Consider the following 24,600-nt stretch of genomic DNA (forward strand, 5'->3'; position numbering starts at 1 on the left):
ACCGTGCCCGACTTAAGAAGTATCGCATGAAAGCTAGCATGAGCCGTAAAGGAAACTGTTACGATAACGCCTGCATCGAGTCTTTCCACAGTGTGTTGAAGAAAGAGTTTATTTACTGTACAAAATTTCGGACTAAGGCACAAGCACAGCAAGAAATGTTTGAGTATATTGAACTCTTTTACAACCGTAAGAGAATTCATGGTTCTTTGGGCTATGTTTCACCGGATCAATACGAGGCCATGTATTACAAAAAGGTTGTGTGATATCTCTTATTTGAGTGTCTACTTTCTTGACAGAGATCCAATAATTGGATAATTTTGAAAGATCAACGATAGTCTAGCATACATACGTTCTTATTTTGATATACCAGTTAAGATTCTCGAATATTTCAATGGTCTAAGATGATAGTGATGGAATAGTCGCTTATATAACAAAACAAAGGAGTTTATCATGGCTTTATTCAGAAATCCAAAGCTAGATCAAATGGAGACTAAGTATTTTAATGGATTCCACTTCCAGGAAGGGGGGCATCAGTTTACATTAACCCTGGCAGCAATTTTGCCAAACCCGAAAAATATTCTTGAATACGATTGGAAAGTAACTCTGCCAAGCGGAATTGAATTTACAGTTAAAATGGGTCCAGTTAACCTTGGCTACCCTTCAACAAGATTAGAATGGATTATAGATGAACTAAAAAAACGTGACATTTACGAATATGACTTCCTTGCAAACGCCATTAATGACAAAATCGATAAAATATACCGAGATTATAAAAATTAACTACTATTCCAATCCCAACCACAAATAACGACGGCAGGTCTCTTCATGAATCGCCTTGACGGTTTTCTCGCTTTCATTTCTTTGCTCGCGGTACTGGGCGTAGTCAACCAACAGCTTTTCTTTTTAATCATGGCATTCTCCATTCTAAACGTGCTGGCCATCGTTCACTTCATTATTTGCCTTGCAAATTGTCGTTTGCAATTGTGGAATTTCAAACGTCAAATTCACTGGATATCAGGAAATCCCGATACTCGTTAACCGCCCCAGCGGACCTGAAAAGCACCTGCTTCATTGGACGAGTTGTCTTCTTGTCTCGCTTCCGGAAGCCAAACTAGCAGCACCACAAGCTGCAACAACTTAAGTAAATAAGCCCATCACCGTAAATTGGAAGTTATTTAATTTCCAATTTGTAGGGTATTGGGCTATCTATGTTCTATTAAAGGCAGTGTAAATGACTGTAATTTATAAAACATCATCGTCAGCTAACTCATCTGACTGGCGTTCGTAATCTTCTAAATTAGCTGGGATCTTTAATCTTACTTTATCGCCATCGAGGATTACTCCCATGTTGCTCGCAAGTTTGAATGGATCATACGGTTCATTGTTTTTAAGGCATGAGTATAAAACTTGGGCAATCTTACCGCATACATGCCCTTGGATAAAGCCGGACTTGGAGCAGTTATGTCGGTTATCAGTTCGGAAGCCTGATCAGGTACGTGCAGCCATTAAAGGGCTAATAACAAAAGTGTATGCCGAGCTTAAGCCGGGAATTATACGTGTCATCCAAGGCTGGGAAAGGAATCCCCTACCGCCGCGGTGGATGCCTATGGATTAATAGATAAATGGCAGATGTGATTTTTTATTTTGAATCACAAAAATCACAAATCACAAACAAATCACAAAAGCTACGTTCTATTATGAATCCAAGGGAAATCAACAGACCTTTAAAGTCTAAAAATCCTTTATCTATAAGGGGAGAATGAAAGTTCGCGAATGCAAGCGAATGCGGTTGAATCATGGGCGGCTCGGACCCGTTCCGTTAGAAAAAAACGACCTCCACCCCTTAGTTAGATGTGACGAAGGAATGAAAGGGCTTAGACCCGTTGAGACATGGGAGTGAAAATCGCTAGGGGCGACATGGAGACGTGCAGGATATGGAACAAATTAGGTGATTCATCCTCACCTTTATTCCTGCATGCTCTTTCAGTTGTTCCAAGCTACCGGCTCCTCTGTTTCCTTCTTATCTGACACTTAGCTAAAGGTGAAATCCTGCGAATTATGAGCCTGAGTGAGAATACTAAATCATATTGAGGGAGCTTAATTCTTTAATGTAGATACCCCAAACATTATTTGAGAATTCGCCAGCAGCAAAAGTAAGTTCTTTACACTCACTAATTATTGTCCACACAGTAAACTTTTTGATAGTTTTGTACAGTGGATCTGTTACATTTGCAGTTTCCCTGGTATTTATCCAATTTTCCTTAAAAATATCTGTCCCATTAATAAAAAAAGTATCGTTTGAAGTGCTTCCAAGAAAGTGCCACTGCATTAGAGTCCTCCTCATTAAGTTACCTTTGTCAATGCTAAAAGCTCTCGTTTCCCGCTAGTCAATCATGCAGTGCAAGACCAGAGCTGCACCACAGAGGATGAAAATCAAAATACGTATCAATGCCGATTATGAGGTTTTATGAGTTGTGCAATGTATATCGCCAGTAAGCCCAGTACGGCCTACAAATATGCCTATTTTTCATCTAACTACGAACCCGTTATGACAGAAGCCCATACAATATATGGTCAAATGTCTATATTATCATAAACGGAGGTTAACATATGGGCTTTCACGGAGGATTCGAAGGTTTTGGGCACGGAGGTTTTGGAGGTCCGTTTGGTTTTGGAGGTTTTGGAAGCCCATTTGGCTTTGGGGGCTTTGGAAGCTCATTTCTTAATCCTTTCTTTTTCCGACAACCTTATGAGGAATCATCTTACCCTATGTCCCCTAAGCAGCCGACTATACCTTACGCAGGAACACCCCACCACATGTACGTGGAGTAACAAATGGCACCTCAATTTTACACCAACCAAAAATGATCTATGTGCCTAATAAATATGGAAATTTATAATGTTATCAAAGGAATGGATAGATCCGTCATTTGTCCCTCAGGGACATTTTTATAAAGTCCAATATTTTGTGCAGCAAGTCAAAGGAGCAGCCGTGGCTGCTCCTTCACAGTATTTATAGGTGTTTTGTTTAGATGTCCTTTATTGAGCTATCGTACCCGTTAGTTCAATAAGCCGCTCACATTTTTGGATAGTAGCCTCCAATTAAAACTTATTGGAGTCCTTTAGAGTTATTTCAAGTGTTTCCCCATCAAGTTTTAACTCCACATGGTTGTCCCAGTTCAGAAATTCATCACATGTTATTGCTAATTTATTGTTAGACCACCCATGAAATTTAATTGTATCCATTTTTATCGGACTATCTACTGATATCTTATCTTCTAATGTTGATTTAATGATTTCGATATTATAGTAATCAGCTATAATGAAATCCCCTAAAGTGGTTACTGTTAGATCTTGATATTGAGGCTGGGATTCATATTCAACTAACTCTTCACTGACACTGTCAAGTCTATATAAATAATCCGAAGTTAGAACAAGAACGGAATTATACTTTTTTGATACTGCAACATCTCGTGGTAACCCTCGAAAGTTTCCACACCATTCGGTTAAATCATCGTTAGTGAATTTAATCCAAGTCCAGCTTTGGGAATTCCAGCGGCTCGAAATATCATAAATCTTCTCCTTGTATTCTCCTGATTGTGGCTGATTTATTACCTCCGCTTTGATAATCATCATTTATCCTCCATAAAAGCATTCATCTAAATCCGTTAGCTTAATCTCTCGTTGCTTAATTTTGACTTTTTCTTTAAAAACACAAACGAATAAAGACTAATCAAGATCATACTTTGCAAATGGTAAACTCCTGATAGAACCAATAAAATCCCCATCTGTTTTATTCATGATTTCTCTTTCAATGATTTGAAAAATAATTGTCTCCCCCCACTCATCCTTTGCTTTTATCCCCTTTGAAGACAAATATTTTAGTCCTTCTTCAATCCCATTAACTTCCGTTTTAATTCCACCTTTTTTGAAAATACCGAAATGATAATCTCTGTATATTAGTGATTCTGAAATCCAGAATGTCTTAACTTTAATTTCTTTGATGCTTCAAGTGGAAACTTCTCATCAAATATAAATCGGGCGTTTATATCAAAAATTAATGTCCATGGCTCTACATGACCAACTCCAAGGGCTGATCCCATAGTAACGGATGTAATTTCTTCAAAATGAAGCCCTTCTTTCGATTTATAAAGAATGTCAAGATATGTTTCATTTTCGACGATAGTTGGATTCGCCTTTATACAAAGTAACCCAATATTCCATGCCATTGTTATCACCTCATTAATACTTGCGTTCAGGTGAAGAATTCAACATCAATTACCAATTACCTTTTTTTTGGATGTGGACATAACTATCCTGCCCGTTACTTTAATAAACAAAACGAGGAGCTGCCACGCAGCAAGCTCCTCCACTATCGTTCCTCGTTAGCGGAATAGCGGCTGCCAAATGGAAAATGTATAATCTATAATCTACTTCTTTACATATTGGTTCTTTTTGCTAAACATCCAATGCCTTGAGTTCTAATCTTACAGGAAAGGTATACCCCATTGACTCTAACATCATCATAGCTTCCTTATCCTGTTCATTAACCAGCGTCTCAACTTCTTTTCGACTATTCTTAATGTGATACTCAAAACCCTTTGTTATGAGAAACTTACCCAGCCCTTTATTACGCCATCGAGGAATTACGAATAATCTTTCAACTGCACCAGTTTGCCAACACATGACGCTGCCAACAAGTTCATCGCCTTCAAAAGCAGAAATGGTATGTAACTCTGGACCACCCATCATCCATTCCAACATATTTACACTTCTGTATACAACACCTTGATAAAATTGATTTTCTAATTCGGTATATTTGATTCTTTCCTCTTTGGATTCCATCGGGTGAAATTTGACATTAACTCCAACAGGCGTTCTGACTTCAGGCATGGGTTTTTCAAGTGAATGCTGTGCTATATAATATGTCTGATAAGGGATAAAGCCCTTCTCTTCGTAAAACTCTCTGTCACCATAAAAGTCCTTCCACGCAACCAACTTTGTTTTCTTGTTTGGATTACGGAGCTTTTGACTGGTATTTATGAATGTAGGGTAAAGTGCCATTCTCACTTCATTCATACGATTTGAAGCTAGTTCATTAGTGGGCATTTCGATTTCGAATACATCATGATCATCAGCTATTCCATGTCGTAAGTATCCCACACAAATTAAATTACCGTCCTCGTTAAATATACAACTCATCCTCTGATGATCGAAATCTTTATTGTACTTAAATAGTATCCATGTTTTGTGACTTAAATTTTTAACTGTATCCTCTAATTCAGTGCAATATGGATGAACTTGTAATGGCATTCTAATGTCCTCCCTGAAAGTTGTTTTTTCAATTGTAGCAAGGAAACAGTTTGAAAAATATGTAAAAGATAATTCAAAATCATTTATTACACAAAAAATCACATCATGAGATCTGATGTGATTTCCTTGACCTATATTAGGTAGCGATGGACCACGCTCGCTTTCCAAGAGACGAAACCAGTTTCGACCTTCAAATACGAGAGAGAACAAGATCTGAAACACGCTAAACTAGAAGGACCAAACGACTTGATTATTCTGGCTTTTCGTAAGAGTTGACCGATTTGTAAGGTTGAAAACAAGACGGAAAAACGAGTTTTCGCCTGTTCAGACAAGGATTTTTGGTGTAACATAGGAAGTACAACACCTTTCTTTGTTTGCATGGTTGCTCGAATCTTCCATGATACCAAACAAGAAAGGTGTTTTTCTGTCAAGAGTAGAAATTATTCTTCTGTATCTTACAATAGCAAGGGATTAAACTGCTTTATTAGGTGCGAAAGTTGAGTAACTAATATATGAAAATAGGAGACTTATACCGAGTCAGACAATTGATAAAACACACTTTAGTTTAACAAGCGCAAACGTTATTATTAATGAATAGCAGATGGCTCTTGGGCGCTTTTTAGTTTATCGCAAAAATCAAAGAACTCCACTAGAGTATGAATGTCTGCTACATTTTTAATACACTTGTCCTTTTCAATATCTTCAATCTCATTTTTTCTTTGTTCAATATAATCCTTGGCTGCTTGGTTTTCATCGGTGATTGTTTCCCAGCATAATAATTGTCCTCGGGCATGAGATAATGTGTAAAACAAATTAGAATTATTCGAAAATTCGATCCTCACAAGAAACTTTGACATATAATCTTCCTTAATTTCTTCCATTCCTGAAACTATATATTTTTCTTGAAAATACTTCGCGCGAAATTCTGAACGCAACTGGAAATATCCAAAGATTACATATTCAATTGAACCAGGTTGAGAACATATTATTTTTCCATATCTATCGATTACATTATTCGGGTATATAAAATAGTAATCATAGTAATGTATGAGTTCATGAATGATAATTGACTCAATTGAACATAAAGAAGCCTGGTAAGCCTCCAGCTTCATTAAATTAACAATAATAATTGCCTTATCTATCTTTCTAAATTCTTCATTTTGATAATCCTTAGGGATAAACATAGCATTTGAGTTAATGTCATTTATTTCATCAGGTTGATAGTGTCGTTTTTTTATATCGTTTATATAATCCCTTGAAATGACAATATGAATCTTCATGTCATCGATAGTTAGACCAGTTTCCTTACTAAAAAAAGTGATTGCATTTATTATAATCTGTTTATATTTTTGTCTGATAAGTTCAGAATTTGTTTCTACAGTTATGTCTCCAACCAATGAGAATTCCATAATTAGAACTCCACCACCTACCTGAATTTAGTTTAATAAAGTTTATCTTTGCCTCGGTAAACTTAATTCTTTCACAGTCAAATGGACTTGTATCTATATTTTTTACTTGCTCAAATTTTCCACTACTTCTTTTCCTCATGCGGCCAGCAGCTTTCAATTTGAAATTCATCATTGAGAATCAATATTATTGAAAGTCCTTCACAATCCTTACCAATCCATTCGCGAGGGGTCCCACTAAATGTACAATTAATATACGCTTTGGTGATCGATTGAATAACTTTCTCTCTCGAGTATTTCTTGGGAAACATTGATTTCTCACTTGAGGTTGGAGTGGTAGATGGATTATTAATAAATGCTTTGTATGCTCCTTTATTGCCGAAACCACGCAACCTATCTTTCTCTTCCGCTATATCTCCAATCCCTCTTTCACTAGAAGAATGATATCCACCTCTTTTATCTCCTTGAAAGATGTGTGCTAAAGCATGCCTCGCAGGGTAACCACTGTCGTCGTATTCTAGTACGTAGATATCATCGTCTAGATCGCTGACTTGAGGCTTATTATCGTATGGAAAAAGAGATTCTCCGCAAATGAAATCACCAGGTTTGTATTTTTTGATCCCTATATAGCAAATATGTATCGGAATATACTCATTTTCATTATCCAATTCCTCAAATGTTTTAAACTCATATTTATTCCTAATAATCGGCATATTTAACCACCTATTTCCATTTATTATTTTATTGTTGCAAACAAACCTATGCTTAGAGCTTGAAAAGCATAAGTATTCTCATGGAGCAGGGGTATCTGGGCTAGCGCATGTTAATTTATAATACAGAATCCATATTAACATTCATTCAAAAACTAGCCTGCCCGCTAGCATTACAAAGGCCGTTGGTTTGTGCCGGCTGCCGCGCCTTAGTTGTTTATTAAGCTATCGTTTCTCTTTAGCTTAATTGCTTAATTAAGCTTACTCGGATTACTTCATCCCAGATTGGCCCACGCCGAACCTCTTGATAACCAATTTTTTTATTTAGCTCTATAACATGATTATTTGTTTCTTCTGTATGAGTGTAGATTAGATTAACTTTATTTTTTGCGCTTCTTCCTCCAACATGAGTTTTAGCTTAGTCGCTAATCCTAACCTTCGATAACTTGGATGAACCCATAATTGAAATATCTCGAAAAACCGCCCATCAATTTGAAATAGGCTTCTGTCTAACTCGTCGTAAATCGTTTTCCATGGATACACAGAATCCCTATTCGCTATGGAATACATTATCACTGCAATCGATTGGTTTAAAGCCGAATCCTCAATTACAAATGCACCTTTATCAGAGTCAGTGAGATACCCTGCTATTTTCTTACGGTGCTCCTCTTTATCTTGTTCTGTCATATCAACTACATCTGAAAATGAACACCCATCATTTTTCAAGTCAATTAGAACTAAAAACTCGTGGTCATTTATATTTGCTTTTCGTATGTTTAGCATCACTTTCACCTCAGCTATCGGTCTTCGTTAATTCAATAAACCAATCCTCTATAAAAATGCCATGTATACTCCTTTACCTGGTATTAACTTAAATCCGAGATTATTATATAAATTACGAGCTGGAGCATTATCATCATCTGTTTCAAGCTGTAATCGGGAAGCTTTATTCTCAATAGCTATATCTATGGCGTATTGCATTAGTTTTCTTCCTACACCTGTATTCCTATGCTTTGGCGATGAATATAAAGCATCTATTCGAAGTACAGGATGCCCTTTGGATATTGAAAAGCTCCATGATAGCACAATAAACCCTACATAATCTTGGTCAAACTTAGCTACATAACAATAAGATTTGCTATTTTGTAAAAACCGATTTAAGATTTCCTCGCATTCTTCTAATTGTTTAGATGTTGAATCCAATTCGTTTACTCCATTTGATGAAGAATTAATATATCCCGCTATCAAACTTTTAACATATGGAACAAGGGGCTCATTCAAAGGTACGATCTCTACACTCATTCACAAATACCCTCCACATTTCAATGACATATCCATATTATACCGTATCTGATCACTAATGATTGGAACTAAACTCCCGTTACTTCAACGGACAACGGCAGCCTCGAATTACCGGCTGCCGTCATGTCGTGTGATTGAACTATCGTTTCCCGTTAGTTCAACGATTAATTGCCACCGTAGGCATCGCCAAGTGTTTTAAAATCCTCTTTTAACCAGTACCATCGTTCACCGTCCCCTTATTATTTGGTAAAGCATTTCTGAAAACTATAGATCCCATAAACCATCTTTTAATATTCTCCCTTACTTATACCTACTTAATATTTCTTCTGGAATATGACAATAATCATTTGGGCATCTAGCTAATCTATCTTGATGTTCTTCTGCACTTCTCACATAGTTTGTGAGAGGTAATACTTCAACAACTATAAGGTCATAATCATTTCTCTCACTAAGAAACGCCTTCGCCTCTTTTAAGTGTTCAGGCTTTTCACTGTATACTCCTGTTCTGTATTTCTCGCCAACATCCTGTCCTTGTTTATTTAAACTGTATGGATCAATGATTTCAAATAAATACCCCATTAATTCCCTGATCGTTACAACTGTCGGATCAAATCCTGTTTTTACACATTCGGCGTACCCATCATAATCACCCTCAAGTGTGTGACTTGTTCCATTAGCTCTTCCTGCTTCTGTAAACTTAACTCCAGGTAAAGTTTTTATAAAAGCTTGTACTCCCCATAAACATCCACCTGCAAAATATACTACTTCCATATTGACTCTCCTCTTCGTTTAAAAAACCAAAAAATTCATTCCAACTATATAGGAGGAAAAAACTGTAGTTACTTAGTCTACTACACATTAAAATAATGACAAATTTTCTTATTCCACATTATGTCCCGATTGTTGAACACAAATTAAACAACACTGTTCAACTATCCTGCCCGTTGAATAAATGTAACCAAATCGCTTTAATTTATCAAGAAGCCCTGGAAACTTATCCGGAGCTTCTTTTATTGCATAAAGCTAGTACTTATGTTGTGTTTGTCAAGAAAAGCGGAACTACCTTTTATTGAAAAAAAACATTTTAAGGGGTATATGATCCTTGGCTAAACTATACAAAAAATGAACGTACTCAAGGAAGCAGTGACTTCCTGTGTACGTTCATTTTAACTATTGTTATCCGTTAGTTTAATCATGTGGTGAATTTGCTTGCTTAAATGCGACTTAAAATATCCCCAAGATTTAACCAGGAAATCGGAATTTCCATCTCTCCAATTTCGGTTTTTCCAAAATTACCGTGGCAATCAGAACCTGCTGTAATTAACAAGCCAAGTTCTTTGCAAATGGACAGGCAATCTTCTGTGACTTCATGAGAATGCGTTGGATAATAACACTCAATGCCATCAATCCCTAAATTAATTAATCTAGTTATTTCTCTCTTAAAATCGTTCCTTTCAGTAACATTTATAACTCTTCCTGGATGAGCAAGAATTGCCTTCCCACCTGCACTGTGAATATGATTACATACCATGCTTACAGAGGGAAATTCAATACAGTCAAATGATAGTTCGTACTTTGAATAAAATGCAAAACCTGCTGTTAAACTGCTGGTAATCCCCTTTTCCACAAAATAATGCAAAGCCTTCCAACCACCGTTTTTTCGGTCATAATTATAATTTAAGTATTCCTCTAGAGATATGTTATTGTATTCCCTTTGCATCCTTACTATGAGTCGCTCATCTAAAGACTCAAAAAGCAATCTGTTTTTTTCAGTAAATTCTCTGAACCTTTCATTAGTTAAATCCATTCCATAACCCAATATATGCAGATTTTTTCCCCTATCTAATGCGTCCAGTTCTACACCAGATATTAACAATAGTTCTTTTTTATCATTTAGCTTTTGTATTTCTCTTGAACCTTCTAGCACATTGTGGTCAGTAATCGCTATTAAACCTAACCCTTTCTCTACTGCTATAGCTATAATTTCTTCGGGAGACAACGTTCCATCGGAAAATAAAGAGTGAATATGTAAGTCAGCAATTTTATGATTCATTTTAATATCAGCTCCGAAACAAATTTATATAAATCAACATTCACCATTGAGGATAATAATCCCTTCTATGTAACAAAAGCAATAAAGGCATCCTGCCCGTTACTTGAACAGGCTGCCGAGTTGCCGGCAGCCTGTTTTATATTGATTGTGCTATCGTTCCCAGTTACTTTAAAACACCTTCGGTTGTAATTAGATTCCGAAATGAATTATTAATTGGTTATTGTCTGAAGCTTTGACAGCTAAATTAATCAAAACTGCTAAGTCACCTTGAATTGCTTCTCGCTTCACCCAATTTCTCGTGAGCTCCCAGTAACCGTCTTCATTCTCCTCTTCTTTCCAAACAGTATCTCCTCTTAAACTAAATGTGACTGGTGCTTCTTCGATTAAACTAAGCCACTTATCTAATATCTTTATTAGCTTCTCTGCCCCTGTCTTATTAATAACAGTTACTCCATAGTAATTTAACCCATTGCTACTTTCTTTTGTTTCGGGGTTATATGAAGGTAACCAGCTCAAGTAGTCCATCAGGTACTGGATAATCTCATCAGATATTTCAGCCTTTTCAGCCCAGGTATACCGATTTGTTCTGTACCATTCATATCTGTCATTCAAAACAAAATCGCTGCTAATAAGAAAAAACTCGTGGATTAAACTCATTAAAATCACCTGGGATATCCCATGTTAATTTATTTGTCTTACATAAACTTAACTTTACCACATATTGTAACTATTCTGTCCTTTAGCTTAATAAAAACAAGGAGCAGCTTCCGAGGCAGTACTGCTCCGTATTTTATTCAACTATAGTTCCCAGTTAGTTCAACGAGTTTTTTCTCTCATATACATGAAAAAAATAATTGTAAGGATTCTTTTCATCCTTAATCCCTTTTTCAACAGATACTTCTTTCCATTCTTCATAATTAACTACTGGAAAAAATGTATCTCCTTCGAATTCATGATGAATTTTTGTAACATACATTTTCTCTACATAAGGCAAGAACATATCATAAATCTGTTCTCCACCGAATATGAAAATCTCTTCTTCATTTTCACATAACTTAAATACAACTTCGATTGAATGGGCAATTTCACAACCCTCAAAGTTAAAGTCCTTATCTCTAGTCAAAATAATATTTCTTCTGGCAGGTAAAGCCCTTCCGATTGATTGAAGATTCTTTCTACCTAATATGATTGGGTATCCTTTCGTAGTGGTTTTAACATATTCCCAATCATTAGGAATTCTCCAAGGAATGTCGTTATCCTTGCCGATTACTCTATTCTTATCCATCGCGACAATTAAAGAAATTTTCAAAAATGACCACAGCCTTTTTAGCCTATTTTACCATGTATTTTAATCTTTATAATGAAATTCCTCATTAAACAAATCTGCCCTTTAGTTTAATAAAAAAAGGAACAGATACCACGGCAGGTCTACTCCTTATTTGTTTGAACTATCGTTCCTCGTTAGCTTAATAAAGCCATCAAAAATCTGCGTGCATTTCAGTGCTTAATTTCTCAAGAATTCGTGTTTCCATTATCTCAATTGCCTCGTCCCATTGGATTTTTTTCCTCACAGCTCGTTCCATTTCACTTCTAACAATATTTCCAGCCATATCCTCATATGGGCTTTGCGGATTTGCCCAACCTGCTTTTAGTCCTTGAAACACCCATTCTATGGTAGTTCCTGAGAAATTCGGATTATCCTGTCCATAATCCGCCTCGTATTTTCTGTCTGATAAGGAAGAGAATCGACCAATTTTAGAAAGATAAAGTTGGAATTCTTCCGACACTAAATAAGATATAACCTCAAACGCTTCTTCCCTATGTTCTGAGCTAGGATGTAAGGTCAAAAACCATCCATAATCACTTAATGACGGAACTATAAGATTATTATTAATCTGAGGGAAACTTACGGCTCCTAACTTAAATGAAAGCTTTTTGCTGAACATCTCAGGGGAGTCTATGGACATTGCAACAGTTCCATTTCGACGGAATGCCCTTCCATATACGAATATACGTTCATCGGTATCTTGAACATTCCCCGGTATCCCATAGGCAGCTTTTATAATGCGGAAATATTCCATACAGTCACTTTCCCGAAGTTTTGGTCGGTGCGTTTCAGGATCAAGAAACCTAATTCCTAGCTGCATTTTTAATAAAGAATAATCCCCTATGTCCAATCCGTAATAAGGTATACCATCGATTGTCCCGGTTACTTTTGCTGCTAAAGTTATTACATCGTCCCACGTCATTTCATGTTCGGGGACTGGGACATTAAACTTTGCAAAAATATTGTCATTATAAAAGAGTGCGTGCGTATAATTTGTTCCTGCACCAAAGGGTAGACCATATATTCGCTCTTCATTGGAAACCGACTTAAGTAAAGTTGGTATAAAGGATTGAAGTTTGACGTCAGAATTATTTAGGAAAGGTGTTAGTTCATAATCCTTTTTCTTAAAAACCGGTTCATCACTAATATCCATTCGAATATCAAGACCTGTACTATTTTCCCAAGCTTCCCAGGCTTCCAAAGAAGTATGTCCTCCCGAGTCCTGTACATGAGAAAACATGACTTCTGGAAACTTCGACCTCAGCTTCGAAGCGATCATTGATTCAAACTCATGGTCAAACCATTTGGAACTAAAAGTAATTGTTTTCTTCAAATCAATACCTCCTATAAATTGGAAATGACATCGCCTCCATATTTTAGAACATATGTTCCTGATTGTATATAGGGTGTTATTACCTTATACCATTAAACTCTACTGCCCGTTACTTGAATGAAAACAGGGAGCAGCTGCCGCGGCAATCTGCTCCCTGTTTATTGTGCTATCGTGTCCCGTTAGCGAAATGACCAGTTTTAATTTATGGTAGGTTCGCCGTAACACCGCAAAAGAGAATGAACTCTTCATGAATCTCTTCCATAAAGATTTCAACATATAGGGATAATGTTCTTGTTTTAAAAAAAAGGAAGAGCAGCGTCTTCTTTAGTGTAGCCATTTTCCGATATTGCGGAATTAATAGTAGTGGGAGCTTAATATTGCTACGGTAATATATAGGCGCATCCTGCTGTTACGCAGTTGATAAACCTATAATAGTCGAAACAGAGTTTATGTTAAAAAATTGTAGGCACCATGCCCCCGTCCATACGGATTGGAGATCCTTTAAATGCGGATGCATAAGGACTGCAAACGAATGTAGCCAGCCTGCCTATTTCAAAGGGCTTGATAAACCGCTGTATTTCGGATTGGGGCAGGTTTTCAGCCATAAATTTTTTCTCTTTTTCCGAAAATGCCACATCTTCAGTAAACAAACTCTCAATGATTTGATATACATTTTCGGAAAGCGTCGGTCCTGGCATGATCGTATTGGAGGTGACTTCCGTTCCTATCGTTAGTTTAGTTAAGCTTTTTGACAGTGATAATAACATAGATTTGGTCATACAATACTGAGGCATTTGCCCTGAAGGCATAATTGCTTCTTCACTTGCAATAAAGATTATTCGTCCATAATTGTTTTTCAACATTTTAGGCAAATAAAATTTGGATAATCCATTAGCGGCAAGGACATTCGTTCGGAAGTATTTTTCCCATACTTCATCGTCAACGTCCTCATACGACATGATTTCATACATACCCATATTGTTAACCAGAATATCAACACGGGAATATTTCTCAAATAATGCTTCTCTTTGCTGCATATCCACAATGTCAGCTGTAGCATTTTGAGGAAACGTAGACGGGAACTCCGAGTTCAATTCATTTACCGTTCGTTCTACCTCTTCATTATTTCGTCCATTAACGAGGACATTGACACCTTCTCTGGCAAGTTCAATAGCAATTGCTTTCCCTATACCTTTCGTCGATCCAGTTACTAAAGCTGTTTTGTTCCTTAATCCCATATCCATATCATATGTCTCCTTTGTTGTCACTCGCTTCAAGCTGATTAGAAGTTATACTTGGAACATCCTTGTCTCCGGATAGAGATTATATTACTTTGTCTGGATCGTTCGGTAACTAGCGTACACGCCAAATTTCTTGTTTAACCTGCCAAATAATGAAACCCGGAAATGTCCTCCCTCGTAGAACGCGTTAGGTCGGGACTCTATGACGGTGGGTTTGCCCCTAAATATTCGGAACGCCATTTTGAAGGAGTATCCCCTTCCCAAAGGCGAAAGGCACGGTAAAACGAGTTCTGGTCTTCATACCCAATTAAGAAAGCCACTTCTTTTATTTCAAGCTTGGGGTCTGCCAAGTATTCTCGTGCCTGTTCATGCCGAGCCTGTGTCAATAGCTGCTTGAAAGTTGTCCCTTCGTCAGTAAGACGGCGCTGCGGGGTACGATCGCTCATGCCCAACTCACTCGCCACCGCTCGAATGTCAAGGAGCCCTCCGGTTAGGCAGCGCTTCAAGATCCACTTGACCATCTCGGGGATTGAACGGCTGCGATATTCATCCAAAGATCGGTCCAAGGCAGGAGCAAGGATCTCCAGCAACTCTTTGTTATATGATATAAAGAGGCGGTCCAGATCTCTTCGATGCAGCGTCATTCGGTTATCGGTTGCACCAATCCGGACAGGGCACCCGAAGTAAGCTTCAAGGACCTTTACATCGCCCATCGAGCGAGAAAATTCCACGGACCGTGCAGATAAAGGCTTGCCCGTGCCCCGTCGCCCAAGCTCTAGAAGAAAGGCCAGTGTGGTACCAACCAACATTGGCAGTCCGGGTTGCTCGCTGTGCATCCATTCCAATTCGATTGTACAGATTTCGCCCACTTCGGTTATACGCAAGCTTTCCGGAGGGCACAGTTGCTTGATTATATAGGCATAATGGAATATCAGTCTATATCCATCTCTATCCGCTTTAACGAGAGAAATAACCCTTGATTGGTAAAGGTTTTTTTGTCATGTATCCATTTCCAAACCTATGTGCTCCCACGTGTTTGAACATACTAAAGGCGTAAACGTCAAATTAAGCATAAAGGCATAAAGCCAAAATGCAAGAAAAAGTACAAGCATTGTTTACGGCATTGACGAAGCCAAGAAAACAAGAAGACCAAGAACAGCCCAAGGACAATCCCCTTAAGGAAGCCGTCCGCCAATCCGCAAAGACCAACAAATTTTCAACGCGCTCAAATCCTAGGCTCGCGTTGCGCTGCGCTGCGGTCGGTCGAACCCCACGCCCCGCCTTCAGAAGTACGAGGTCCATTAACAGGTCCTTAGCTTAGGATGCGAAACAGCTACAGCAAGACTTACCCTCCGTCGGGAGTGAGATAGTACCTCAGTACGTTAACTTGCTGAAGGAGAACGAGGTTCGAGTCAGCATAGACAGCAAAGACCATGCATCGGACAACATCGTTATTGAACGCACGGTAAAATGAAATTATGGATATTTTTACAACATCTTTTGAGTAAGTAAGGATCTCTTTGCGGGGGTCTTACTGAGTATATTCTTGACTGAGAAGTGATAATTTCTCCAATTTAGAATACCAAACATCTTTCTTCACTTTAGCTTTTTGCATAGTCATTAATATGTATCTTCTTTGTAGATTAACAACTCGTCTTACACCATCAAGTTCATCTTTCTTAAGAAAACCTCTCACTCTAATTTCGTCCATCTTATCCAAATTAACTCTTACGAATGTTAATATTGTCTTCTCGTCAAAATGCTTAAGAACCAAGTCTGTTCTATATTTTTTGGGACTTTCCAAAACTGAGAACACGCCACCTTCAAATGAAATTTTCTTGGCTGACTTTAAATCAGGAGAACCAAGAGCCCTTAACTTTTCTCTTTCCCAAATCGTATTTAATCGTTCAATTTTAATATGACTTTCTTTCCACATTGCAACTTTATCTAACAAACTCACCTCTTCCAAACTTATTTTAAATAATGAAACATTCTCTTGTTGTATATAAGAACTATAGGGAGTAAATCGCAAGTATCTTTTCCTTTGATATGGTATATGCGCTACTTTTCCTACCTCCTCCTCAGAGAGATCATCACTTTTAATCATTGTTACAAGGGGGAGTACACCCACATTATGAAGTAATGTGTTTAATTCAGCATGATTGTAATCATAAACCTTATGAATTTCAAACTCTCCAATAACACCTAATTCTGCCCACACAATACGTTTTAAGTCTAAATTATCTTGTTCTTCACGGATTTTGTTTTTCAATATACGTAATCTTTCTACCTCCAGTTTTAGTTCCATAAACGAGCCATCTAAAATAAATCTTTTTAATTCGTCTATACCCAATTAACTCAACCCTTCCAGTAATTCTATATACCCTCTAATTTTGGTAACAGTCTCTTTTTTGAAAAAATACCTTTTCCTCCCGTCCTTCATTACTAAAATGTAGTCAGCCTCTATGTCCTCCTCTCTTAATAATCTCCAAAGCCTCTTTTCACCTATTTTTAATATTTTCATGACATCATTAAAGTAAAGCCCTTTCTCTTCTTGTCTTCTTTTCTTTAAGATCTCCAAGCAAGCTTTAATTTCTCCCTCTTCATAGTAATTGTCAGCTAGCGTCTGTATCTCAGAAACACGAAGAGGTTTTAGATGACCTGAATAAGTAAATGCAATAATCTCAAGTATTGTAAACGCGTACTTAGCATACTTAAATAACACACTATGGAAATTAACCATCGATGGACTTATTTCTTCCACAAACTCTCCGAGACAATCCAGTACCAGCTTATTTACTTCTTGAATTTGAAAGAATACTTTAGGAGAATTAGCCACTCTAATTGGCGTTATAAAACCGGTATTAACAATTTTTTGAACAGAATCGGCGGTCACCCCAATAATTAAACTAACTTCCTTTTTTGATATCAGAGACTGTCTATTTTTCAAATAAACATCAAGAGTCGTTTTTTCGACCAAATATCTCTGTTGTCCATGTAAATATTTCATTTCAATCTGCAACTCATTATAATCGTTTAATTCATGAAGTTTTTCGTAAGCAATACCTGTTAATTGCCTCACTTCCTCCCTTCGAACTTTACGTCTATCTGCCAGTAAACCTGGATTCCTTTTAAACACAGAAAAGTCTTTCCTTATGTATCCCTCATCGATTTGTTCGAGAAAGTAGGTATTATAGGCCTCCTGAACCCAAATAAATTCTTGATCATCAAATATGATTTCAAAGTTTTTTAGACGTTCATACCGTAGCTTTCTTTCATAACGATTTAAGAAATCCCCCAATACAATATAAAAATTTCTCGGGAAATCTAAATACATCCAATAAACATTAGCTAGTGCATTTGCTAGCTTTGTTCCATTCTTTTCACACCTGGAACGATTATAAAAAAATGATAATTTTTCAGTCGTCATCTCCGTATAATCAATTCCATCAATAAGTAAGTGGTAACTACTGTTAGCTAGTCTAAAATACTGGCCAAAATTATGATTTTGAATAACATAACGTTCTTTTTCCCATATGCAGTTTAGTAATTGTTGCTGAGACTTCTTAAGAATTAAGTTGTCATTTATAGCTGACTCCGTAATCTCATAATTGAACGAACATTTTTCACAACTTCCATTCGTAAAGTCTGTCATACTAATTAAATATCCACACTGTGGGCATTGATCCACGAGCATTACGTTATGAACACCACATAGATGAATAAGTGAAAAACACCAGACTGTACGGTGATAGTATTTCTCCTTAATACAATTAGGACAGTATTTCACTTTGTTTTTCATAATAATTTTCGAGTATAATTTAAATCCAAAAAAGTCCTTCAAATTATACCCATTCTTTTCACTTATGGAATCATTATTCTGAGATACTATGTCGGTTAAGTTCTCTAATGCTTTTTGATTAAGTTCATTATTTTGTGCTTCGTAAACTGATAAGTGCAGAAAATTATTGAGGTACGAATAACAGTAATTATTCATTTTTGATACACGGTACAGAAATCCTGATATACTTTCATCACATTGGATAAAAGGCCGAATTAATAGTTTCCTAGAATTCTCATTCTTCATTTTCTATCTGCGCCTTTTCTTACGGTTCTTTAGTTGCTCTTTAAATGATTGTATTAACGCTTGATAATTTTCAATATTCTTGGGGTCCACACCTACATGATTTGAAATACGATATGCTATCGTTAAACTACCATTCTTCAATAAAACTAAAATGTAATCTTCGTCGTAATTATCAATGTAAATAGGAATATCATGAAAATCTTTCAAATACCATTGTTCGCGAATTGCAATACTACAGGAATAAAAATGACCCTTAAAAAAAATCCCTTTCTCAGTTACTTTAGCTTGCTCAAGTGGAAATAGATCAAATAAATTTTCCACATTCAACCCCCCCTATTAGACTATTACTAATATTGTTACCAAATGCTAGATTTATTATGCATATATATAGTATTAATGAATGAATACTATTTTTCTCTCGTGTTTATCGATGTACGGGTTGACTACACTTCAATTAGAGGTGTAGCTTATGTCTGAATCAACATTGAAGTTAATTGGTAGACGGATAAGGGATTTGCGGAAGGAAAAAGGATTGTCACAAGAACAATTGGGAGAGTTGGCGAACTTAAACTATACCTATATTGGAGGAGTCGAACGAGCGGAAACCAATATATCTGTCCTTAATCTTACTAAAATTGCACAAGCATTGAATGTTGGGGTATACGAACTATTTTCTTATACTAGGGTAAATAGACAAACAAAAGGAAAATCTCATGACATGGAACAAATCATAGATCTTCTTCTTTCGATTAGTCCAAAAGAAGTGAAAAAAGCGAAGAACATATTGATGGAAGTTTTTGATAAAAATTAGACGGCGGCCTAGGTGGCCGCCGTTTGAGTTATTAACCATTTATACATTTAGCGAAGGTCCTTGAGCTTTCTGTGTGTTTCTTCCCTTTTTCCGTTTGATCATCAGTTTCTCTTTGTACTTGTTCATTGCATCATTCTCAGTTCCAAGCGCTGCTTCTAAATCAAAATTAGTCTCGGCAAAGGGATTTGCAACAAATGGTCTAGCCACTTGTTTTACTTTCAGAAGTGCCTTCGCCAAATGTGATTCAGCTATTTTATCAGCGCCTGCCTTAACGGCAATATATGTCGCATACTCAAGTAACTTCATTACATAAAAAGGTATTCCATTCGAGATGTAGTACAACTTATCAGCAGTTCGTGGATCAGCAAGGTTCGCTAATTCAGCAAAAGGAAGCAATTTATCAACTTTTTGAAGAAATACCCTAAAAGTAAGAATCTCCTCAACGGTACCATATGCGAAAGCTTCTAACGCTACTTTGTTACAAAATCTTCGATCCAATTGGGGATTGCTAATAAAAACTTTTACTGATTCCGGCATTCCACAGAGAATAACAGCAATGCCAATTTCTTCGGTAAATGTCTTAACCCAGTTTGATGCTGTCGCTAATACATACTCGGTGTCTGCATCAATTAGATGCTGGAACTCGTCAAAAATAATGACTTTAATCCCAAGTTCCTTAACAAAGTGATGAGTACGACTGGTTAACTCCGATTCAGTTCCTTTATGGCTAGCAGGATCTTTCATTTCCTCTAGCACTTTCGATGCAAGCATTCTCGGTGTTGCTTTTGGAGGAACGACCACCCTTAATACGGGAATATGCGTATATTTTCGGTCATCCGTTTCTTTAATTTCTTGAGGATATCTAGCTGTAAATTCCTTGGTCACAGTACATTTACCGGCTCCAGTTGGTCCAAAAATGAATAGGCCATCCGGACTCACTGAGCCTTCCGACAAGTCTAGGATCGTTTCCAATTCTTCAAGTAGATTTTCATACTTCGGGTGGTGAACAATAATCTGTTTTACATGCTCAACACGTCTCTTCAATTCCTTCGAATCAGGTGCTTTTCCTTCTAGTCGTTCAAACTCCAATTATATTATCTCCTTTCGACCACTCCCCCAACTGTCTGCAATTTTATCTAGATCTACGTTGTCAACATGCAAGGCACCAGGTTTAGGTTGCTCAATAGTAGATTCATCCTGATTATTAGCTGATTTAGATGGTTTTATACCTCCGCGACTCTCCTCAGGTTTTAAAATCGATATATTCATAGTTTCTGGAAGTCCGGGAAGTTGTTCGATTGGTACACCTTTAATTGCACTGGCTACAGTCTCACTTTCCGCTGCTTCCCTCCTTTGCCTTCTACGAATTCCTTGATATTCTAATTTGCATTCTTGTTGAATCTCTTCAATGTTCAGTCTAGCCCTACCTTGCAGCGAAGAATCGTACTCGTTATATGCACTTCCATCTTTGTTTGTCAGATATTCTAGCAGTTCTGCATGGATCAGGTGATTCTTGTCGATCTTTTTCCGATCTAGGCCTCCGTTTTTAATAAAGGCTTCAATATAACGTCTATTGAATTCGTCTTTTACATAAATAACCCTTAAATCAGAGCCAAAGCGAATCAATACTTCACGACTTCTACCTTCACGTTCCAATCGCTTTCTTAGTTCATTTAATTCATCGCTAAAAAAGTGATGGCCCATGAGTTTAATACCACGAGGTCCGACGGTCCGAGTATCACTTTTTGAGGAAAAGAGTAATTCTAAATATTGACGATTTGCAGGTAATTGAGGATGAATCTTCATTTCTTGTAAGCCTTTAGCCCATAAATGCTCTGGAACCCCTTGGATGTTCAGCCCTCTATTAAAATTGTTGGCGACCATGTCAACAATTGCTATGTGTGCGATATGATACAAACCTTTAATATCGACTACCGCTTTCGCTTCTGAGTCATATTGTCCTTTTTCTGTGGGATTTGAAAAAAGGGAACCGACTAATCCTTGAAATGCTTTGTGATTTAGATTTCCTAGCGCTTGTTCAACGGAACCTTTTTGATGACCGGATGCTACTTCACAAAATCTAAGGCCGATACGAAGTTCCGAACAAATTCGTTCTACTTCTTTTGCATCGTTCACCTTTGCATTATCCAAAAGTATGGATTGAGGGACACCATAAGCCGTCCAATTCTTCTCAACTCGTGGGTACAACTCTTTAAATCCAGTCTTTGGTAGTATGCAATGTAAAATTAATTGTTTCCAATCACCAGCATTAGGCTCCTTTTTAAAGATGATATTAAATCCCATCGGTTCACCCACAGCCTGATCAATTCCATACATAAGGCATGGACGATATAACTCGTCAAGTTCAAAGTCGACAATTAAACAATCAATTGGTGTCCAATCACATTCCATACATTCAAGAGGCCGTGTTGCTCTTGCATTTGAATGTACACCATTGTGCTTTAAATCGGCTTGATTTTTCCCCATGAGCTCTTTATCTCGCTCATATGTATCAACCGTTTCCTTCCGTATTCTTCGATATGTCGATTCTGAAAAAATCTCCAGCTGCTTATGAACTTCTCTGGTCAAATTAATATTTTTTATTTCAGCTTCAAGTACATTATATTCATCTTTAATGGAAACGTATTCCGCCTTACTTCCATATTTTAAAATGATGCGAGAAGCTTCAATCATTACATCTTTAGAGACTCGATGATCTTTTGGCCCCCTTATTTGTGGAATTAAGTCTAATTTGTTCTCTCGCTTATACCATAAATCTAACCATCTATAAATTGACGCGGGAGAAATCGAGCCATTTGGTTTTAATTCCTCTGGATAGTTTTCAGCATACTCCTTTATCTGAGATGGCCTTATTTTACGTTCAATAATAGGCTCAATTGCCTTATACCGTTTATCCATAATATCTAATTGAACATCCGTATAATCCTTTGTACTGTATTCAATTAGGTTAGATTCTTGACCTTCATGCAGAATGATTAACCTTTTCTCGTTGTAAGCAGCCAAGATATCATTAAGAGACAGTAATTCCTTTATGTCGTTTGTTATATTAAGCAGTTCAACATCATCATCTCTGTGCCGGAGTACTTCATAGGTGTTCTTTTCAATTCGAAATTGCGTACCATACTTGAAATCTATGAGCATGAACTTATCTCCTCCTCGACTGAAAAACGTAAAATCGAATCGTCAGATAGCTTTACGTTAACTAGATCTGTTGAAATCTCTTGTAGGTAAATTAATTGATAAACTGCCTTATAGAAACTCTCTTCATCTATTTCAGCACAAGATTCCCTTAATTCAAAAAGATACATTTTCGTTTTTAATCCCAGTTTCTCCAGAATACGATCCATAATTGTGTCTGATACCTCTTGGATTCCTAAATGACGAAGCAAAGAAAGGTTAGCTTGAAGATGTTTGGGATTAATCTCATTTTCTGTGAATACTTCGTAATGCCACCCGCGTGCTTTACAAAATTGTCTTCCCACTTCATATTTAATGATATTTTTGGGGTAATTTTTAAATCGAAGAGCTTTAACTTCTATTAATAAGACACGATTATCTTCTAAGATTAATTTGAAATCAGGAAAATATTTATGCTTCTTACCATTCACTAAATAATCAATGCATTCCGGTTGATAAAAAACTTCTACAACACGCTGATCAAAGTCAGCTAATCTGATAAAATTTCTTTCAAGGAAACTTTCCCAATGAATCATATCGCCAGTTTTTAAAAATGGTTCTTTCCCGCGGAAGCCTTTTCTTTTCGGCTTGATTTTTCGAGCTGGTTTGTAGGGCATGATTTTCACCTCCGTTGATTTCATAATTTATGATAAAAGTATTGACTTAAATAGAATGACTTAAACTTATTCCAGTACCATAATCCCCTACCAAATAGAAAGATATATTAAAAGCCAAATATAAAGAATTTAAAGATCTTTCTGAAGTCAATCGTGTAAAGCAGAACAAGTACGATCTAATCCCAAAAAAGAACAAAATTAATTAAAGACATCCACCAAAAAACATGGTGAAATGCCTTTTCCATACACATAATGTTTTTTATAAAATCTAAAAGCTCCCTACATTAATCAAAATGATAAACATAATCAGTACTATCCTTTTTTCCATTTAATGTTTAACCCATAAGATAAATGTCCATTGCTCATTTTCAAACTTCTAGCAGCCTCACTCAATGAATGCTCATTAGAATAAACACATTTTATCTCTTCTAAGAACGCAGCTCTCAGGTCCATATAAAGAAATACTGATTTAAACCATTTTGATTAATTTACCTTGCCGCCTGGTTTCAGTTCTCCTTTTTGAACCTTTAATATGACTTCAACATAATTAGTATGATATCTGTCCAGATTACGTTAATGTTTTGGAATCGATAAGCGTGGAAGTGCGCGATGGTATCAGACGTCCGGATACATTGACGGTGTCAGGAGCTATACTATTAATTTATGTTCTATTGCAATTTCGTAACATGAACCAAATTTTTCTTCAGTTATTTCAAATTTAGAGACTCAGGTAGGTCACTTTTCCTGAAGAGATATTTTCTTCCTCCATCAACTTTTGGTCCGGATATTGGCCTGATGTCCATTTTTAATAAGATATGCGTAATTTTTCTAGGAGAAATTTGATTTCTGTATTTTAACTTCAAATAATCTTGCATCGCATATTCACAAGTAAATTTATCAATCTCAATTCTACTTATTTCAATTCTTCTACTTTTTCTAACCCCTCTGATAAACCCTTTCTCCACCCAAAAACCTACATCATCAGGACGACTATCTAAAATCTTCCCTGTGGTTACTGTAGAGTAGACTTCATTCTGTACTTGCTTTATGTAATATACTGATTTAAATAAATCAATGGATCTCTGTCAAGAAAGTAGACACTCAAATAAGAGATATCACACAACCTTTTTGTAATACATGGCCTCGTATTGATCCGGTGAAACATAGCCCAAAGAACCATGAATTCTCTTACGGTTGTAAAA

General features: G+C 36.8%; 25 protein-coding genes and 2 pseudogenes. 4 read left to right on the forward strand and 23 right to left on the reverse strand.

Annotation, left to right across the window (positions count from 1 at the left end):
* The 3 genes from NV381_RS37065 to NV381_RS37075 all read left to right on the forward strand — a co-directional run.
* Window positions 1-263, forward strand: a 263-nt coding sequence (locus NV381_RS37065) for an IS3 family transposase (protein ID WP_258218279.1), incomplete at its 5' end; no start/stop codon positions are given.
* 187 nt (window positions 264-450) lie between these two features.
* Window positions 451-780 (forward strand): hypothetical protein, encoded by a 330-nt coding sequence (locus NV381_RS37070; protein WP_258218280.1) that lies wholly within the window; start codon window positions 451-453, stop codon window positions 778-780.
* Between the two features lie 45 nt (window positions 781-825).
* The gene (locus tag NV381_RS37075) at window positions 826-1,038 is read left to right on the forward strand and encodes a hypothetical protein (protein WP_258218281.1); all 213 of its coding nucleotides are present in this window, start codon (window positions 826-828) and stop codon (window positions 1,036-1,038) included.
* Between the two features lie 1,039 nt (window positions 1,039-2,077).
* On the opposite strand, the gene NV381_RS37080 is transcribed toward NV381_RS37075, so the two are convergent.
* From NV381_RS37080 to NV381_RS37170, 20 genes and pseudogenes are all read right to left on the reverse strand, one after another.
* The gene (locus NV381_RS37080) at window positions 2,078-2,329 is read right to left on the reverse strand and encodes a hypothetical protein (protein ID WP_258218282.1); all 252 of its coding nucleotides are present in this window, start codon (window positions 2,327-2,329) and stop codon (window positions 2,078-2,080) included.
* A 773-nt stretch (window positions 2,330-3,102) separates the two neighbouring features.
* Window positions 3,103-3,636 (reverse strand): hypothetical protein, encoded by a 534-nt coding sequence (locus NV381_RS37085; protein ID WP_258218283.1) that lies wholly within the window; start codon window positions 3,634-3,636, stop codon window positions 3,103-3,105.
* A 93-nt stretch (window positions 3,637-3,729) separates the two neighbouring features.
* On the reverse strand, window positions 3,730-3,876 hold the full coding sequence (locus NV381_RS37090) for a hypothetical protein (RefSeq protein WP_258218284.1): 147 nt from the start codon (window positions 3,874-3,876) through the stop codon (window positions 3,730-3,732).
* A gap of 83 nt (window positions 3,877-3,959) precedes the next feature.
* Window positions 3,960-4,229: a hypothetical protein gene (locus tag NV381_RS37095; protein ID WP_258218285.1), complete on the reverse strand. Its 270-nt coding sequence runs from the start codon at window positions 4,227-4,229 to the stop codon at window positions 3,960-3,962.
* A gap of 229 nt (window positions 4,230-4,458) precedes the next feature.
* On the reverse strand, window positions 4,459-5,313 hold the full coding sequence (locus tag NV381_RS37100) for a GNAT family N-acetyltransferase (protein ID WP_258218286.1): 855 nt from the start codon (window positions 5,311-5,313) through the stop codon (window positions 4,459-4,461).
* Between the two features lie 587 nt (window positions 5,314-5,900).
* Window positions 5,901-6,722, reverse strand: coding sequence for a hypothetical protein (locus NV381_RS37105; RefSeq protein WP_258218287.1), 822 nt, complete (start codon window positions 6,720-6,722; stop codon window positions 5,901-5,903).
* Between the two features lie 122 nt (window positions 6,723-6,844).
* Entirely contained in the window at window positions 6,845-7,432 is a 588-nt protein-coding gene (locus tag NV381_RS37110; protein ID WP_258218288.1) for an EndoU domain-containing protein, read from the reverse strand.
* 366 nt (window positions 7,433-7,798) lie between these two features.
* Window positions 7,799-8,212, reverse strand: a complete 414-nt coding sequence (locus NV381_RS37115) for a GNAT family N-acetyltransferase (RefSeq protein ID WP_258218289.1) — start codon at window positions 8,210-8,212, stop codon at window positions 7,799-7,801.
* Between the two features lie 48 nt (window positions 8,213-8,260).
* Window positions 8,261-8,731 (reverse strand): GNAT family N-acetyltransferase, encoded by a 471-nt coding sequence (locus NV381_RS37120; RefSeq protein ID WP_258218290.1) that lies wholly within the window; start codon window positions 8,729-8,731, stop codon window positions 8,261-8,263.
* A 300-nt stretch (window positions 8,732-9,031) separates the two neighbouring features.
* The gene (locus NV381_RS37125) at window positions 9,032-9,502 is read right to left on the reverse strand and encodes a peptide-methionine (S)-S-oxide reductase (RefSeq protein WP_068596412.1); all 471 of its coding nucleotides are present in this window, start codon (window positions 9,500-9,502) and stop codon (window positions 9,032-9,034) included.
* Between the two features lie 442 nt (window positions 9,503-9,944).
* Window positions 9,945-10,784: a PHP domain-containing protein gene (locus tag NV381_RS37130; protein ID WP_258218291.1), complete on the reverse strand. Its 840-nt coding sequence runs from the start codon at window positions 10,782-10,784 to the stop codon at window positions 9,945-9,947.
* 189 nt (window positions 10,785-10,973) lie between these two features.
* Entirely contained in the window at window positions 10,974-11,396 is a 423-nt protein-coding gene (locus tag NV381_RS37135) for a coagulation factor 5/8 type-like protein (RefSeq protein WP_258218292.1), read from the reverse strand.
* A gap of 199 nt (window positions 11,397-11,595) precedes the next feature.
* Window positions 11,596-12,093, reverse strand: a complete 498-nt coding sequence (gene dfr / locus NV381_RS37140; RefSeq protein ID WP_171653917.1) for a DfrD/DfrG/DfrK family trimethoprim-resistant dihydrofolate reductase — start codon at window positions 12,091-12,093, stop codon at window positions 11,596-11,598.
* A gap of 169 nt (window positions 12,094-12,262) precedes the next feature.
* The gene (locus tag NV381_RS37145; RefSeq protein ID WP_258218293.1) at window positions 12,263-13,444 is read right to left on the reverse strand and encodes an ABC transporter substrate-binding protein; all 1,182 of its coding nucleotides are present in this window, start codon (window positions 13,442-13,444) and stop codon (window positions 12,263-12,265) included.
* Between the two features lie 452 nt (window positions 13,445-13,896).
* The gene (locus NV381_RS37150) at window positions 13,897-14,688 is read right to left on the reverse strand and encodes an SDR family NAD(P)-dependent oxidoreductase (RefSeq protein WP_258218294.1); all 792 of its coding nucleotides are present in this window, start codon (window positions 14,686-14,688) and stop codon (window positions 13,897-13,899) included.
* A gap of 197 nt (window positions 14,689-14,885) precedes the next feature.
* Window positions 14,886-15,635, reverse strand: a pseudogene (locus NV381_RS37155) (helix-turn-helix domain-containing protein); the annotation flags it as partial.
* A gap of 581 nt (window positions 15,636-16,216) precedes the next feature.
* Window positions 16,217-17,038, reverse strand: coding sequence for a hypothetical protein (locus NV381_RS37160; protein WP_258218295.1), 822 nt, complete (start codon window positions 17,036-17,038; stop codon window positions 16,217-16,219).
* Window positions 17,039-18,340, reverse strand: a complete 1,302-nt coding sequence (locus tag NV381_RS37165) for a hypothetical protein (RefSeq protein ID WP_258218296.1) — start codon at window positions 18,338-18,340, stop codon at window positions 17,039-17,041.
* A gap of 48 nt (window positions 18,341-18,388) precedes the next feature.
* Window positions 18,389-18,772, reverse strand: a pseudogene (locus tag NV381_RS38580) (TniQ family protein); the annotation flags it as partial.
* A 3-nt stretch (window positions 18,773-18,775) separates the two neighbouring features.
* Window positions 18,776-19,093 carry a hypothetical protein gene (locus tag NV381_RS37170; RefSeq protein WP_258218297.1) on the reverse strand — a complete coding sequence of 106 codons (318 nt, stop codon included), beginning with the start codon at window positions 19,091-19,093 and terminating at the stop codon, window positions 18,776-18,778.
* A 148-nt stretch (window positions 19,094-19,241) separates the two neighbouring features.
* On the opposite strand from NV381_RS37170, the gene NV381_RS37175 reads away from it, so the two are divergent.
* Entirely contained in the window at window positions 19,242-19,583 is a 342-nt protein-coding gene (locus NV381_RS37175; RefSeq protein WP_258218298.1) for a helix-turn-helix domain-containing protein, read from the forward strand.
* A gap of 39 nt (window positions 19,584-19,622) precedes the next feature.
* On the opposite strand, the gene NV381_RS37180 is transcribed toward NV381_RS37175, so the two are convergent.
* Genes NV381_RS37180 through NV381_RS37190 form a run of 3 tightly spaced genes read right to left on the reverse strand, consistent with a single transcriptional unit; the run spans window position 19,623 to window position 23,398 of the window.
* Window positions 19,623-20,672: a TniB family NTP-binding protein gene (locus tag NV381_RS37180; RefSeq protein WP_258218299.1), complete on the reverse strand. Its 1,050-nt coding sequence runs from the start codon at window positions 20,670-20,672 to the stop codon at window positions 19,623-19,625.
* The gene (locus tag NV381_RS37185) at window positions 20,673-22,745 is read right to left on the reverse strand and encodes a hypothetical protein (RefSeq protein ID WP_258218300.1); all 2,073 of its coding nucleotides are present in this window, start codon (window positions 22,743-22,745) and stop codon (window positions 20,673-20,675) included.
* On the reverse strand, window positions 22,736-23,398 hold the full coding sequence (locus NV381_RS37190) for a TnsA endonuclease N-terminal domain-containing protein (RefSeq protein ID WP_258218301.1): 663 nt from the start codon (window positions 23,396-23,398) through the stop codon (window positions 22,736-22,738). The genes NV381_RS37185 and NV381_RS37190 overlap by 10 nt, the downstream gene beginning before the upstream one ends.
* Between the last annotated feature and the right edge of the window lie 1,202 nt (window positions 23,399-24,600).

The organism is Paenibacillus radicis (ex Xue et al. 2023) (genome assembly GCF_024722015.1).
GTDB lineage: Bacteria > Bacillota > Bacilli > Paenibacillales > NBRC-103111 > Paenibacillus_S.